This is a genomic window from Comamonas koreensis, from assembly GCF_014076495.1.
In the GTDB taxonomy this organism is placed as follows: domain Bacteria; phylum Pseudomonadota; class Gammaproteobacteria; order Burkholderiales; family Burkholderiaceae_C; genus Comamonas; species Comamonas squillarum.
The window spans coordinates 4,414,093-4,428,689 of record NZ_CP043575.1 but is presented as its reverse complement, the minus strand read 5'-3'; the positions used below and the strand labels follow the sequence as shown (position 1 = coordinate 4,428,689).

9 protein-coding genes and 2 pseudogenes are annotated in these 14,597 nt (G+C 59.4%); 6 read left to right on the top strand and 5 right to left on the bottom strand.

The genetic code is table 11. The annotated features are described in order from the left end of the window. The first annotated feature begins 1 nt into the window (after nt 1). Genes badI through aliA form a run of 3 tightly spaced genes read left to right on the top strand, consistent with a single transcriptional unit; the run spans nt 2 to nt 3,655 of the window. Entirely contained in the window at nt 2-784 is a 783-nt protein-coding gene (gene badI, locus F0Q04_RS20225; RefSeq protein ID WP_182343179.1) for a 2-ketocyclohexanecarboxyl-CoA hydrolase, read from the top strand. A 24-nt stretch (nt 785-808) separates the two neighbouring features. After that, complete coding sequence (gene aliB, locus F0Q04_RS20220; protein ID WP_182343177.1) at nt 809-1,960, top strand: cyclohexanecarboxyl-CoA dehydrogenase; 1,152 nt, start codon at nt 809-811, stop codon at nt 1,958-1,960. 60 nt (nt 1,961-2,020) lie between these two features. Continuing rightward, a complete protein-coding gene (aliA, locus tag F0Q04_RS20215; RefSeq protein ID WP_182343175.1) occupies nt 2,021-3,655 on the top strand; it encodes a cyclohexanecarboxylate-CoA ligase in 1,635 nt (544 codons plus the stop codon). Here aliA and F0Q04_RS20210 read toward each other — a convergent pair. The 3 genes from F0Q04_RS20210 to F0Q04_RS20200 form a co-directional block, all read right to left on the bottom strand. Then, the gene (locus F0Q04_RS20210; protein ID WP_116927123.1) at nt 3,652-4,149 is read right to left on the bottom strand and encodes a DUF421 domain-containing protein; all 498 of its coding nucleotides are present in this window, start codon (nt 4,147-4,149) and stop codon (nt 3,652-3,654) included. The genes aliA and F0Q04_RS20210 overlap by 4 nt on opposite strands. Nucleotides 4,150-4,399: 250 nt before the next feature. Next, nucleotides 4,400-5,665, bottom strand: coding sequence for a glutamate carboxypeptidase (locus tag F0Q04_RS20205; protein ID WP_232539418.1), 1,266 nt, complete (start codon nt 5,663-5,665; stop codon nt 4,400-4,402). 515 nt (nt 5,666-6,180) lie between these two features. Then, the gene (locus tag F0Q04_RS20200) at nt 6,181-6,480 is read right to left on the bottom strand and encodes a hypothetical protein (RefSeq protein WP_182343173.1); all 300 of its coding nucleotides are present in this window, start codon (nt 6,478-6,480) and stop codon (nt 6,181-6,183) included. Between the two features lie 674 nt (nt 6,481-7,154). On the opposite strand from F0Q04_RS20200, the pseudogene F0Q04_RS20195 reads away from it, so the two are divergent. Both F0Q04_RS20195 and F0Q04_RS20190 read left to right on the top strand, forming a co-directional pair. Next, nucleotides 7,155-7,421: pseudogene (locus tag F0Q04_RS20195) on the top strand (integrase core domain-containing protein); the annotation flags it as partial. A gap of 438 nt (nt 7,422-7,859) precedes the next feature. Continuing rightward, nucleotides 7,860-8,396 carry a mechanosensitive ion channel domain-containing protein gene (locus tag F0Q04_RS20190; protein WP_182343171.1) on the top strand — a complete coding sequence of 179 codons (537 nt, stop codon included), beginning with the start codon at nt 7,860-7,862 and terminating at the stop codon, nt 8,394-8,396. 1,220 nt (nt 8,397-9,616) lie between these two features. Here F0Q04_RS20190 and F0Q04_RS20185 read toward each other — a convergent pair. Next, complete coding sequence (locus F0Q04_RS20185) at nt 9,617-11,758, bottom strand: IPTL-CTERM sorting domain-containing protein (protein WP_165841226.1); 2,142 nt, start codon at nt 11,756-11,758, stop codon at nt 9,617-9,619. Nucleotides 11,759-13,023: 1,265 nt separating this feature from the next. On the opposite strand from F0Q04_RS20185, the pseudogene F0Q04_RS20180 reads away from it, so the two are divergent. Beyond that, nucleotides 13,024-13,629, top strand: a pseudogene (locus tag F0Q04_RS20180) (IS3 family transposase); the annotation flags it as partial. Here the strand turns inward: F0Q04_RS20180 and F0Q04_RS20175 are convergent. Then, nucleotides 13,629-14,576: an IS481 family transposase gene (locus F0Q04_RS20175; protein WP_182342099.1), complete on the bottom strand. Its 948-nt coding sequence runs from the start codon at nt 14,574-14,576 to the stop codon at nt 13,629-13,631. The pseudogene F0Q04_RS20180 and the gene F0Q04_RS20175 sit on opposite strands and share 1 nt — an antisense overlap. Between the last annotated feature and the right edge of the window lie 21 nt (nt 14,577-14,597).

Here is a 14,597-nt window from a genome sequence, read left to right as displayed (position 1 = left end):
TATGGAATTTGAAGACATCCTCTACGACGTGCGCAACCATGTGGCCTGGATCACCATCAACCGGCCCGAGAAGATGAACGCCTTTCGCGGCACCACCTGCGACGAGCTGATCCGCGCGCTGAACAAGGCGGGCTATGACAAAAGCGTGGGTTGCATCGTGCTGGCCGGCGCGGGCGACAAGGCTTTTTGTACCGGCGGCGACCAGTCGGCGCACGATGGCAACTACGATGGCCGTGGCACCATCGGCCTGCCGATGGAAGAGCTGCACGACGCCATCCGCAATGTGCCCAAGCCGGTGATTGCCCGCGTGCAGGGCTATGCGATTGGCGGCGGCAATGTGCTGTGCACCATCTGTGATCTGACGATCTGCTCGGACAAGGCCATCTTTGGCCAGGTAGGCCCCAAGATGGGCTCGGTCGACCCGGGCTATGGCACGGCATTCCTGGCGCGCGTGGTGGGCGAGAAAAAGGCCCGCGAGATCTGGTACCTGAACAAGCGCTACTCCGGCGAAGAGGCGGTCGCCATGGGGCTGGCCAATATCTGCGTGGCGCCAGAGCAGCTCGATGCCACCGTGCAGGAATGGGCCGAGACTATCTGCGAGCGCAGCCCCACCGCGATTGCGATTGCCAAGCGCAGCTTCAACATGGACACCGCGCACCAGGCGGGCATTGCCGGCATGGGCATGTACGCGCTCAAGCTGTATTACGACACCGACGAGTCGCGCGAAGGCGTGGCTGCACTCAAGGAAAAGCGCAAGCCCGATTTCCGCAAACACGCCAAGTAACGCAGCCTGCCGCGAGAGGTGTCCATGAATCCGTACTTGAACGATGACTTGATGAGCCTGGCTGCATCGGTGCGCCGGTTTGCCGATGCGCGCGTGGCGCCGGGCTTTTTGGAGCGCGACCGGACCCGCGTGCTGGACCGTGCGCTGATGCGTGAGATGGGCGCCATGGGCCTGATCGCCCCTGAGCTGCCCGAGCAGTTGGGCGGGCAGGGCCTGGGTTGCCTGGCCGCTGGCGTGGTGCATGAGGAGCTGGCGCGCGCCGATCTGAGCATGTCCTATGTGCCGCTGCTGGCCTCGCTCAATGCGCAGATTCTGGCCGCCCACGGCCAGCCGGAGGTGGCGGAGCGCTGGTTGCAAAAAATGGTGGCGGGCGAGGCGCTGTGTGCCATTGCGCTGACCGAGCCGCGCGGTGGCTCGGACGCGGCCAACCTGCGCCTGCGCGTAGAGCGCGATGCACAAGGCTATGTGATCAACGGCGAGAAGACCTCGATCTCTGCCGCAGACCAGTGCGATATCGCCGTGGTGTTTGGCCGCACCGGCACGGTGGAATCGGGCGCGCATGGCGTGACGGCGTTGCTGGTGCCGATGGACTTGCCTGGCATCACGCGCAGCCGCTTGGATTGCCATGGCCAGCGCGCCATTGGCAGGGGCTCGCTGTTTTTTGACCATGTGCGTGTGCCGCTCTCGCATCGCCTGGGTGAGGAGAACCAGGGCTTTGTGCAGGTGATGCAGGGCTTTGACTATTCACGCGCGCTGATCGGCTTGCAGGTTCTGGCCGTGGCGCGTGCGGCGCTCGACGATGCCTGGCAGTACGTCACCCAGCGCCAGGCTTTTGGCAAGCCCTTGTCGGCGTTCCAGGGCGTGTCGCACCCTTTGGCGGATTTGGATACGCAGGTCAGCGCCGCACGCCTTTTGTGCCTGCAGGCGCTGTGGCTCAAGGACCAGCGCAAGCCCCACAGCGCCGAAGCGGCGATGTGCAAATGGTGGGCCCCCAAGCTGGCCTATGACTGCATCCACCAGTGCCTCTTGATGTTGGGACATGGCGGCTATGACCGGGGCGTGATGGAGCAGCGCCTGCGCGATGTGCTGGGCTTTCAGATTGGTGACGGCACCGCCCAGATCATGAAGACCATCATTGCCCGCGACCGGGCGGGCAGGCAGGCCGTGCCGGCATAGCCGTGATTTGCTCCCAAGCGCGGCCCACCAGCGCGGAGCCTCAACCCACAGGAGACAAGCATGCAATTTGATGCCGTATTGCTGGCGCCGCGCCGTGCGCAGATGCGCAGCCAGGGCTGGTGGCGCGACACTACCATCAACGATGCGCTGGACCAGGCGGCGCAGCACTGGCCCGACCGGCTGGCACTGGTGGCGCAGCGCACGGGCGAGGACACTGCGCAGTCCTTCAACTATGCGCAGTTGGCGCGCATGGCCGACCGCGTGGCCATCGGTTTGTGGCGACTGGGTGTGCGGCCTGCCGATGTGGTGGCCTGCCAGTTGCCCAATGTCTGGAAGTTCACGGTGCTGTACCTGGCATGCGCACGCATCGGCGCGGTGCTCAACCCCCTGATGCCCATCTTTCGGGAGCGCGAGTTGCTCTTCATGCTGGGCCACGGGGAGGCCAAGCTGGTCGTGGTGCTGAAGGACTTTCGCAATGTCGATTACGAGGCGATGCTCAAAGGCATTCAGCCACAGTTGCCGCAGCTCCAGCATGTGGTCGCCATCGGTGGTGCCGGTGTAGACAGTTTTGAGGCGCTGCTGACCCAGCCCGCCTGGGAGCGCGATGCCGATGCCGCGCAGGTCCTGAGCTCACACCGGGTCCCGCCCGATGCCATCACCCAGCTCATCTACACCAGCGGCACCACGGGTGAGCCCAAGGGCGTGATGCACTCCTCCAATACCTTGATGGCCAACATCAACGCCTATGCCGAGCGCCTGGCGCTGGGGCGTGACGATGTGGTGCTGATGGCGTCGCCCATGGCGCACCAGACCGGCTTTATGTACGGGCTGATGATGCCGGTGATGCTGGGCGCCACGGCGGTGCTGCTGGATGTGTGGAACGCCGCCACGGCGGCGCAACTGATACGGCAATGGCACTGTACGTTCACGATGGCGTCGACGCCGTTTCTGGCCGATCTGTCACGCGAAGTGGCTGCCAGTGGGGCGGTGCCCAGCCTGCGCACTTTTTTGTGTGCCGGCGCGCCCATCCCCGGCCCCTTGGTGGAGCAGGCGCAAACGGCCTTGGGCGCGCAGATCATCTCGGCCTGGGGCATGTCGGAGAACGGCGCTGTTACCACCACCTTGCCCGGCGATGGCGCGCAGCGCGCGGTGGAGACCGACGGTCTGCCCTTGCCCGGCGCCGAGGTCAAGGTGCTGGACGACCTGGGCCAGGAGCGCCCGCGCGGCGAGATTGGCCAGTTGTGGGTACGGGCCAACTCCAACTTTGGTGGCTATCTGAAACGCCCGCATCTCAATGCCACCACCGATGACGGCTGGTTCGATACCGGCGACCAGGCGCGCATGGATGCGCAAGGCTATATCCGTATCACCGGCCGCAGTAAGGATGTGATCATCCGAGGTGGCGAGAACATTCCGGTGGTGGAGGTGGAGTCTCTGCTCTACAAGCACCCGGCCGTGGCGCAGGCCGCGGTGGTGGCTTATGCGGACGAGCGCCTGGGTGAGCGGGCTTGCGCGGTGATCGTGCTCAAGCCCGGCGCAGCCGAGCCGGCGCTGGCCGATGTGACCGCGTTCTTGCGGACGCAGAAGCTGGCGCCGCACTACCTGCCCGAACGCCTGGTGGTGCTCGCAGACATGCCGGCCACGCCATCGGGCAAGATCCAGAAGTTCAAGCTGCGCGAGCAGCTCAAGGCCTAGACCGCGTCCGACGCGCCCGAGGAGCTGTCGCGGTTGCGCAGCACAATCGTTATCTGCCCGTTGGTCTCAATCGTCGCCTGCTCCACCTCGTAGGTGTGCAGGCAGCCTGCGCCGCGCAGCGCCGCTTTCAGGTCATCACTGGTGAGGAGTTCGGCATCCATCACCTGGCGGTTGACCTGGCCGTTGGATATCAATCGCTTGGGAATGCCATCGACCCAGCGCGACACCCGCCTGCTGCGGTAGCTCAGCTGCGCCACGATGGAGTGGCAGGCGATCAAAGTCGTGGCTGAGATCAGCCCGCCGATCAGCGAGTTGTCGCCTGCATTCATCGAGTTCTGCACGGCGTTGGACAGGATCAGCAGCAGGATGAGATCGAAGGGGTCGTATTGCCCAATCTGGCGCCGGCCGGTCAGCCGCAGAAACACCAGCAGGAATGCGTAGACGACAAAGCCGCGAACGACAAATTCCCACCAAGGAACACTCATAGAGAACATGGCATGACTCCTCAAGCTGGGGGCGGGCAGCGCCTGCATGAACCCTCGGGCTGCCCACTGACCCGGCCATCATAGTCCGCAGTGGCCGCCGGGCGCGATACTGCCGCGTACGCTGGCAGGCCCCGGCATCGTCGTCTTTTTTCGCCAGTTCCGCTGACGCATCAGTGCCGCGCGTGCATGGGGCGGGCCCCATAAATAAAAAGGCGCCAGTGTTGGCTGGCGCCTGCACAGGGGAGGTGGGCTGGGTGGATTACATGCCCTGTCCCAGATCGGAGATCAGCTGTGCCGACAGGTAGAGGCGCCGCGCGATGGGCTCGGTCAGCACATACTCAGCCAGGTTGGAGTGGTAGTTGGCGCCGGGCAGACCCAGACCCTCAATGACTGGCTTGCCCGACAGCGCGGCATAGGCAGCGTCCGAGCCGCCACCGCCGCGCGTGGTGTACATCTGCGATTTACCGCCCACATCGGCATAGATGGTGATCGCCTTCTGGATCAGCTTGACACCCTCGTCGTTGGCGTTGAAGGCGGGGCGGCCCCGGGTCAGGTTGATGTCGATGGTGGCGCCGTGCACATGGGGCGTCGATGCGGCTTTGTCGAGCATGCCCTTCATCAGGTCCAGATCCTCGTTCTTGCCATAGCGCACGTCGGCATTGACCACGGCCTTGTCCGGGATGATGTTGGTGGCGCTGCCGCCAGCGGTCATCGTGGTCCAGTTAAAGCCGCGTTCCTTGGATTTGTCCTGGATGTCCTGCGTGCGCAGCACCAGGGCCGAGGCCTCGGTCAGCGCATTGATGCCCGCCTCCGGTGCCACACCTGCGTGCGATGCCTTGCCATGCACCACCGCCTGTACATAGGCAATGCCGGAGGTCGCAGTGCCAAAGCCTTCTTCCAGGCCGGAAGGCTCGTAGGACAGCACATAGTCGTGCGAGGCGGCCAGCTTCTGGATCAGGTCGCGCGAACCGAAGGAGCCCTTTTCCTCATCGGTGTTGAACATCACCGTGATGGTCTTGAACTTGCTGAAATTCTGCGCCTTGAGCAGGCCCAGGCTGTGCAAGATGACGGCGATGCCGCCCTTGGCATCGGCAATGCCGGCGCCATAGGCCTTGTCGCCTTCGACCTTGAAAGGCGCCGTAGCCAGGATACCGCTCGCATACACGGTATCCATGTGGGCCATCAGCAGCAGGCTCTTGGTGCCGCTGCCCTGGAAAGTGCCGACAATGTTGTCGCCCACCACACCCGCCTCTGCCTTATGGCGCACCACATTGGCGCCGAGTGCCTGTAGGCGGGCTTCGAGGTAGTTGCCCATCTGCGGAATGCCAACGGGGTCATTGGTACCTGTCTCGATGTTGACCAGCTCCTGCAGTGTTTGGAGGACGGCCGCCTTCTCGGCCTGCGAAGCCTGGTCCAGCGTGGCGTTGTAGCGCAGCGAGGAGGCGCTGCTGTCGGAGCAGCCCGATACGCTCAAAGAAAGGGCCGCAGCAGCGGCGATGGCCAGCAAGGTTTTTTTCATGTTCATTTTGGGTGTGGGAGGAGACCGCGGAAAGGGTCACGGGATTGTCATGCGACGGATGCAAGGATAAGAACGGCACCCCGTCAACGCGGTCACGGCTGAGACAAGCGCTGTGGCCATTGCCCCTGTCATCGCGTTGGCCCATTCCGGGCTGCTACGGCGCGATGCCGGCGCTGACGACGCGGATGCAGCGATATGGCCATACCCATGGTCCTGCGTGACCACGGCCAAGCAATGGGTTTCGTTGTCTCCATCGTTGATCGTGTAGCCGTCCGCGGCTGCGGCACGACCTTCCCCTGGGACCGAATCAGAGCGCTCAGGTCGACGCAAAGAGGACATTCCTTGCCTGCGTTTGTGCAGCCATCGCCCTAGGGTGTCGCCCCAGGGAGAGGCTGGCGAATGCCGCCTAGGCTTCCCGTTCTGGTGCGTGCAGCAGATTGCGCCCCTTATGGCGATTAAGCCATCCCGCACAGCCCCCACATGGCCTGCACAGCTGCTGCACCAGACACAGCCATGCGGACTTACTGGCGGTCGCGGCGTTCGCCATGTTGGCCTTCACGAAGCTGCGGGTGGGCGCTTGACTGCGCTTGCTGGTGCATCTGTTGCTGGCGCATTTGCGCTGCTTGTGCATGCTGTTGGGCTCTTATTTGTTGTTGCATCTGTTCATGTTGGGCGCGTTGCTGCGCCATCTGCTGTTGGTGTATCTGGTCTTGCTGTGCGCGCTGCTGTGCCATTTGCTGCTGGCGCGCTTGCGCTTGCTGTGTGTGCTGTGCTTCCAGGGGTTGGCCGTGTGCTGGCGGCTGTGCCATCGGTTGTGGCATGGTCAACCCGCCGGGCCGTTGATGGGCAGGTGCCGGGGTTGTCTGGGCATGGGAGTCTGGAAGCGGCTGCATGGGTGCCACGGCACTGGGGCGGACCATAGGCTGCACGCCCGGGCTGATTGGCATCTCAGCCGGGTCGATGGTCTGGCGTTGGCTGAGTGCGTAGCCGCCTGCCGCTGCTACGCCGGCTGCCAGCGCGACCCCGTGGCCGTCGGGGAGCTCGCCAGTGGTCATTGCAGGTCGGGCTGACTCTGCCACTGGAGCCGTGTTGACTACATGCACATGGGTGCTGTTGTGGATGTTTTCCACAACGGTGCGGGAGTTGGATATGTAGGTCTGGTCGTTGTAGACAACGGCTGGACGAGCCAGAGGTGGGGGTGGGCGCTTATCCCTGATCCACTAGCCAGACTGACCCGGCTCTCCCCAATGCAAATGCAATGCGTCTTCCTTTTAACTTTACGTTGTCTGCGCTGGAGGAAGGCAGCCTCGAAAAGGACGATGACCTCCACGATCTCTGGGTCCGGCTGACGTCACGGATGCAGGGGTGGGTGATTCTCCGAGGCTTGCCTACATGTGATGTTTCAATAGCTTGTTCAGCTGGACAAGTCTGGCAAACTGGTGTGACCACGCTTCAGCAACTCCGAGGAATTCTGCCGGATGAGCAGCCTTAAGAATTCGCGCGTATCTGCCAAGCCATGGGTATCAAATACACCTTCAAACGGCCCTATGGCCCGCAAACCAATGACAAGGCCGAGCGTTTCATCCAGACGTGCCTGCGTGAATGGACTTACGGGTGCATATGGGAGAACAGCCAAGAGCGCACTGCGTGGTTCCCCGCCTTCTTGTCTTACTACATCGCCCGAAAACCGCACTCAGCCTTCGGCCGCAAGCCTCCAGCCTCCCGACGTGGATTGAACAACCTATTACAGATCAACAGCTAGTTTGCGCGCTGTACTTCGGTACCTCACCATGCAACTTCGTGGCTATCGCAGGTTGATGGCTCGCTGGCTTGAACTCCAATGCCGGCACTTGGGCGTGTTCGCTGGCTATAAATTGTGTCCTGCAGTCGGTTAGCCTTGCGAGATGCATGCGCGCTACCCTTGTAGCCACTTCCCCACTCGTTTCCCCCCGGCCACGCCTTTCAGGGGTGGAGGGTGGGGGGTACCGGATGCAGGAGGTATGAGTGCGCTGCGATCGTGGGAGCTAGGAGGAGGAGATAGTGGCTGGATTGCACTGTATGCGACGTGTGTGCTAGCTCCGGCTTCACTTATGTATGTTCAGCATTTCTTTAAGTTCAGGGCATGGTAGCTATGACTATCTTCGTGTCAATAGCTGTTATGCAAGGTACACTTCATATATCGAACACTGGGTTGATTTGTATGAGTGCTTTCTTGGGGTCATTCGGTACCGCTTTATCTCCCAGATCTCCTCTTGGCGCACTATTAATTGGTGCTTTGATTCTGGGATTGATACTTATCGTCGTATTGCTGATCCGTAGAAGTGTCCGGCACGTGGCACTACACCTATCAGACACTACTGCGCTGCAATTTGTGAGCGAGTTTGCACAGCTATTAACTTGCGTCTTTGGGTTTGTTCTCTACGCGCATTTGATACCGGAGTTGAGAGCTTTAGGTACAGCGCTACTTGCAGGAGTAAGCGTGGTGTCTGTGGTAGTCGGGATGGCAGCTCAGAGTACGCTGGGCAACGTAATTGCTGGCTTTTCATTGGTGCTATATAGACAAATTCGTGTTGGGGATACTATTCAAATTAATTCCCCTCTTGGGGTAGTGACCGCTAAGGTTGAAGTCATCTCTCTAGGGTTTACGCAGTTGATTAATGCTGACGGGCATGAATTAATTGTGCCCAACAGCGTAATGATGGGTAATTCTATTATAAGATTGAGCCGCGGTCTCTGATCATTAGTATTTGTTTGTTAGCTCCCTCCCTGTAGGCTATTTATGATTTATCGGCACCCGAGGAGGTCTAGGCGATTTTTTTGGATGCGTAGACTTTGGAAGTGCCGCCTAGGTTTTTCGTGCTGCGCTGTGGTAACTCTGCATGCAACCTCGGAACAAGAGCAGTTTGATAGCTCTCTGGCTTGACTTTCGACTCCGCACTGGGCATGTTCACAAGTTACGTACCGTGTACTGCAGCCGTTTAGCCTTCCGGGGTGCAGGAGGTTCGAGTGCGCTACCAGGGTTAGTCATGGCGCACTTGTTATGCTAAGGTGAATCTGCGTCTCCCTTGGATGGGGCTGTCTGGCTCAGCGCTCTGTGATTCACTTGCACCATGATGCTAGCCTGGGGGATGGACGCTTGTTTCCGTCATTCAATGATCGAGACGGTCGGAGACAGACAGCTGCCAGTAATGCTTTGGCTGCTTTCGGGCTTGAGCCAACTATTTTGCAACTCATGCATGCGCTTCGTAAGGGGAGCGCTTCCATCGACGCAGGAAGCAATAGCCATAACAATACACAACATGCCAGCAGCAACCACCGAGAACCCGATACTTGGCACTACTGCCCAGCTTCTCGATCCTTGCTCATACACGGCGGTTGATTTCGTGCACCAATAAATGATGGTTGTTATAGTGAGCAGGGCCGGACAGCCTATGTTCTTCATGGAGGAGGGCAAGCATGCACTCATGGGTCATCGCCCGTATTTCCTGGATCATAAGCATGGACGATAGGTCTTGCGCTACGAGGTTGTGGTTGTTTCTGACTATTTTTTCGAGCTTGGGCACTTTGATGCCATGTTTCGAATCTTCTATATGGACTCCAGAAAAAAGAGCATAATTTTATACAGCCTTCGGAGAGTCAAGCTCTAAGAATTGCTGCCCTAATTTAATCGAACCTGAAATTTCCCATGCTACACATCTTGAGCAAATGATGCTGGTAGTCATGGCGACCTGCATCTACCGTGTGAATTCCATCCCTCCTAATTAAAGGCTTCATTTGGAGGGCCAATAGATCGTGCAGCGACGTATCAGTTTGTGGATCTTCCAGCATACTGAGCATCATGGGAGGTGCCGTAATAAAACGCGATAAGGGAATGCTTAGGCTTGCACCCGAAAATAGAAAAAGCCTCCCCTGCGCCACTACGGCACTGGTGAGGCTTATTGTTTATTAACTAACCTGTCAGGCGCGGCGACGGAAGCCCACCAAGCCCAGCATCGCAGCCAACATGGCCAGTGACCAGGTTCCCAGCGTCGGCACAGGGGTTGCAGCAGGCAGCGCAGTGACAGTGATGGACTGAGTCACAGGCTCAGCCACCGTGAAATAGTCGTTGCCTTCCTGGTTGGCTTCAATGGTGCAGGTACCGGTTGTCAGCACGCGCACAGAGCTTCCAGCCACTGTGCATACGGTAGGCGTCAGACTGGTGTAGCTCACCGCCAGGCCAGAGCTAGCCGTTGCAGCAGGTTCCAGCGTAAAGCTGTTGCCCGTCACCACGCTGTGGGCAGACTGGGACGGGAAGGTGATGGTCTGCGCGCTTTGCACGGTCACGCTCTGAGTCACCTGCGCGGCAGCGTTGAAAGCCACTATGCCCACAGTGCCCCCCGGCTGGTCGGCAGCGATGGTGCACAGACCACCAGCCAGTGGCGTCACCGTGGTACCTGATACGGTGCAGATGGATGGGGTTAGGCTTGTGTAGCTCACCGCCAGGGTTGAGCTGGCCGTCGCTGCCGGGTCAATGCTGAACGCCCCATCGGCCACATTGCGCTGCAAGGTCTGTGCTGGGAAGGTGATGCTTTGGTCCGGTGGCGCGTCGATCTGCATGCTTTGGCGCACCGCAGGTGCGGGGTCGACGTCGTAGGTCAGACCACCTATCGTTTGGGTACCCGCTGCGGCGTTGGCCTCGATCGTGCACAGCCCGGTCACTGCCGGTGTGACCAATGTAGCAGCGCCTGTGGTGGAGTCCACCGTGCACACGGAGGGGGTCACGCTGCTGTAAGTCACTGGCAAATTGGCACTGCTGGTGGTTGGCGGCGTCGGGTTCCAGGAAACCGAAGCGCCATTCATCGCCGAATAGGTACCAGGCTCAGGTGCCAGAAAGTTGATGACCTGCTTAGTAGGATCGAGCTCGGCCAGACGTGCAATTCCACGGCGCGCCATGCCGGCAACGCTGGTGAACTTCCCGCCCAGATAGACGGTTCCATCATTGTTGGGCAGCACGGCCCATACCCAGCTATTGGCGCTAAAGGAAGTATCGAACTCGGTATCTAACGAGCCATCCGCATTGAAGCGCGCAATACGCTGGCGCGGAGCGTCGGTCAGGACAGCACCATTGACAGGGTTGGTCACACCGGCCCGGCCATAATCGCCACCGACCACAATCTTCTGCTCGCCACCCACGTTCTGCAGGGCCACCGATGAGGCCCACCAGTTCACATAGGACTGGAAGCTGCTATCCACCGTGCCATCGGTATTCAAGCGCGCAATGCGCCAGTGTATTTCATCGGCATAGCGATGCGTGCCGCCAGCATATACGATCTTGCCGTCATCCTGCAACGCCAGCTGATATACGGGCCAGGAGCCGTCCCAAGCGCCATTGCGCCCTGCAATGGCCTGACCAGCGTCAAAGCTGGTATCCACGGAACCATCGGTATTCAGGCGCGCCACGCTCATACGATTGACGCCATTGACTTGCGAGAAAGTTCCCGAGATCAGAATCTTGCCGTCTGCCTGCAGCTTGACATCTTCAATGCCATTGTTCGGGCCGGTGCCGACGTTGAAGCTGGCATCGAGCGTGCCGTCCGCATTCAGACGGGCCACCCGGTTGGCGACCGTGCCATCGACACGGTTGAAATAACCACCAATAATGATCTTACCATCTGGCTGCAGCGCAATGCCACGCACATTGCCATTGGCCTTGACCGAGCCGGCTGGTGCATTCTGGAAGGCCGCATCCAAAGTGCCATCGGCATTGAGGCGCGCAATGCCCCAGAAGGTGGTGAAGCTGGCAGCGCCTTTGGGCTTGACTGACGTGAATTCGCCGCCAATCAGCAGCTTGCCGTCTGGCTGCACCGCAATGGCCTTGACGAAGTCATTGGTCGCCACCTTGAAGCCGGTATCAAGCGAATCGTCGGTATTGAAACGTGCCACGCCCTGGTAGCCAGCTTGGCCTTCCACGGTGTTGAACAAGCCACCAATAACCACCCGACCACTGCCGTCCTTGACCATCACCATGGTCTCCAGATTGGTGCCTCCTCCAGAAGCGAACGTATCTGGAGCGTATACCGCCCCATAGGCCATGCCGAGCGCGCCAGCGAGAGCGGTCACTACAATACTTTTGAGTAGTGTTTTAATTGGGGCTGAATGATTAAAGTTAGTAGGCATGTCGTTGTTCCATTTGGCATTAGCAGTAAAACTCAGTTGAAATTTTGTCTATGTTTGCTATTTTGCTTTTTTGTTTTTCTTGATATTAATTTGCTTTTTGTTATTGTCTCAAGATTAAATAAATTCTTGATGAAAATGGCTGTTGTGATAGAAAAAATAACATGCAAATCTCTGCATCAAGAAGTGGGTGGCTCACCACTGACATGCCTGCCTTTGACCACTTCTACCGCCAGTTTTAAGTCGCAAATGTGGATTTTGATTCGCTCAGGTTATTCACAGGCGTACTTATCCTTCCACCCCCTTAATTGATCGCGTGCAAACCGTAGATTGGCTCAGGCAAACATCGTCTGCACCTTGTTGTCGTTCTTCGACATGCCACAGCCAAGCACCTTGTTGAATCCGGCGTGCTAAAGCAGGCGGATGAGGGGCATGGGTTGATTTCCAACACAGAAGTGATCCACCAACTTGATAGGGTCAGATTACGTGGTAATCAACAGTGTGGGGCTGGTGCAGCACCCACATCCGCGTGCGTCGGCAGTTACCCAATAGCACGCTGATCAGTGTGCTTAACGCCGGGTGTCACCCATTTCCGAGTTTCAATTTTTTCGCTTTAACGCGTTCGCAGATGCCGGCCGCTTGCGCCTAGCTTCGGCATGCGAGGTGGTACCTAGGCATATTTCTCAGGTACTTGGACTATGGGGGTAGCGGCTAGGTCTTTCGAACTGCGCATCGGTAACTCCTCGTGCAACCTCGGCGCTAGCGTGGTTTCATAGATCTTTGGCGCTGGCCTACACACCCGGAAGATATTGCGCCGTTTGGACTGGTCGCACCGCCTGGTCCCGCAGGGTTCGACGGCGGCTCGTCCTTTCAGAAAAGAGCCGAATGCTAAATCTTGTGATTGCTGCCAACCCTGATGCTCCGCTGCATCGCGTACCATCATCCATACGTAGGGTTTCTGAAGAGCATGCTCAGAAGTCGTTGCGATTTGATCTGTTTGTAGGCTAGGTAGATGGGGCCCAGTAGCAGCATCCATAGCCATGTGGCTTCCCCGAATTCTTCAATTTGTCCGCTGGCTGGGTTACGAAATCGCATGATGTGGGCTGCCGCTGGTTTCAAAGACACTTTGTCAAGGTGGAAGATGAAACCTGAGGTGGTTTATGGGAGCGAGAAGGCAGTTCAGCTGAGAGTCCAAGCTTGAAGCAGTCAAGCTGGTTAAGGAGCGAGGCGTGGCGGTGGCGCAGGCAGCACGCGACCTTGATGTGCACGAGAACGTGATGCGCAAGTGGATACGCGATGCGACGGTCGACCCGCAGCATGCATTCCCCGGGCAAGGGATCATGAGACCCAGCAGCCAACGCAGTCCGGCCGGTGAGGTGCTCGGCAGCCAGGTGCGCCAAAGCTTTCTGGGCAGCGACCGCATCTATGTCGCGCGGCGCGTGTGGCATGACGTGCTGGCACTGGGTCAACAATGCGGATTGCATCGCATTGAACGGCTCATGCGAGAACAGCCCCTGCGCGCGAAGCCACGACGTCGAGGCTTGCCGCAGGACCGAGACCAACGCAGCGCCATCGCCGACAACGTGTTGGACCGTCAGTTCCAGGCCGATGCACCCAACCAGAAATGGGTGGCCGACTTCACCTACATCTGGACGGCCGAGGGCTGGCTATATGCCGCTGCGGCGCTGGACCTGTACTAGCGTCGCATCGTTGGCTGGTCGATGCAGGACAGCATGACCTCGCAACTCGTGGCCGATGCGTTGATGATGGCCATGTGGCGCCAGGGCAAGCCGGTGGCGTTGCTGCATCACTCGGACTAGGTGTGAACTGTCAAGAGGTTGTTTGCAGATTTGAGCCTGGCCATCGGGGTAATTCGACCAATGCCGCTGTGAGGCCTGTGCCAGTTGTAGTAATGCTGCCAGCGATGTAAGGCTTGTGTTCGCTCAGCTGAATTCTGGTATGTCCAACCATAGGCCCACTCGCGCAGCGCCGATTGGATGAATCGCTCGGCCTTGCCGTTGGTCTGTGGCCGGTACGGCCTGGTGAACTTGTGCTGCACGCCCAAGGCGTTGCAGGCCGCAGCGAACTCCCTTGAGCGGAATGCCGCACCGTTGTCGGTCAGCAGGCGTTTGATGCTCACTCCAAGCCCCGCGTAGTACGCCACGGCGTTGCGCAGAAAGGCGACGGCTTGCGGCGTTTTCTCGTCCGGATGCATAGCGGTAAAGGCAATGCGTGCGTGGTCGTCAATGGCCACGAACAGTGTCTCCCATCCCGCACCATCGACCGAATCGCGCCGATTGCCTGTGACGCGGTGGCTGGGCCGAACGATGCGCCCGAGCTTCTTGGTATCGATGTGCAGCATGTCTCCAGGCGCATCGTGCTCATAGCGAACCACGGGCTCGGACGGCTGCAGATCGCTGAGTCGAGACAGGCCCGCACGGGCCAATACCCGGCTCACGGTGGACGCCGAGACGCCTGCGTAGCTGGCAATGCGCGACTGCAGCATGCGGCGTTTGCGTAGCTCAACAATGAGTAAGGCCTTGGACTCGCAGATGGCTTTGGGAGAGCAAATGGGCCTGGAGGAAGCATCGGCCAGGGCTGCTTCGCCGCCCCAGAGGTAGCGGCCCAGCCACTTGCGAGCGGTCTGTGCGGTGACGCCTTGAAGGGCTCCGGCCTGAGAGGCATCCAGGCCTTGCAAGGTCATCTGTTTGACCATCTCCAGTCTCCGGGCAAAGGTAAGTCGGGCATGCTTATGAGTGTTCATCCGGTTGGCTGTCCTGAGTGG

What these genes read in the sequence shown, in the direction of transcription:
- badI (WP_182343179.1), top strand. Translation starts at nt 2, where the DNA reads ATGGAATTTGAAGACATCCTCTACGACGTGCGCAACCATGTGGCCTGG.
- aliB (WP_182343177.1), top strand. Translation starts at nt 809, where the DNA reads ATGAATCCGTACTTGAACGATGACTTGATGAGCCTGGCTGCATCGGTG.
- aliA (WP_182343175.1), top strand. Translation starts at nt 2,021, where the DNA reads ATGCAATTTGATGCCGTATTGCTGGCGCCGCGCCGTGCGCAGATGCGC.
- F0Q04_RS20210 (WP_116927123.1), bottom strand. Translation starts at nt 4,149, where the DNA reads ATGTTCTCTATGAGTGTTCCTTGGTGGGAATTTGTCGTTCGCGGCTTT.
- F0Q04_RS20205 (WP_232539418.1), bottom strand. Translation starts at nt 5,665, where the DNA reads ATGAACATGAAAAAAACCTTGCTGGCCATCGCCGCTGCTGCGGCCCTT.
- F0Q04_RS20200 (WP_182343173.1), bottom strand. Translation starts at nt 6,480, where the DNA reads ATGCCACAACCGATGGCACAGCCGCCAGCACACGGCCAACCCCTGGAA.
- F0Q04_RS20190 (WP_182343171.1), top strand. Translation starts at nt 7,860, where the DNA reads ATGAGTGCTTTCTTGGGGTCATTCGGTACCGCTTTATCTCCCAGATCT.
- F0Q04_RS20175 (WP_182342099.1), bottom strand. Translation starts at nt 14,576, where the DNA reads ATGAACACTCATAAGCATGCCCGACTTACCTTTGCCCGGAGACTGGAG.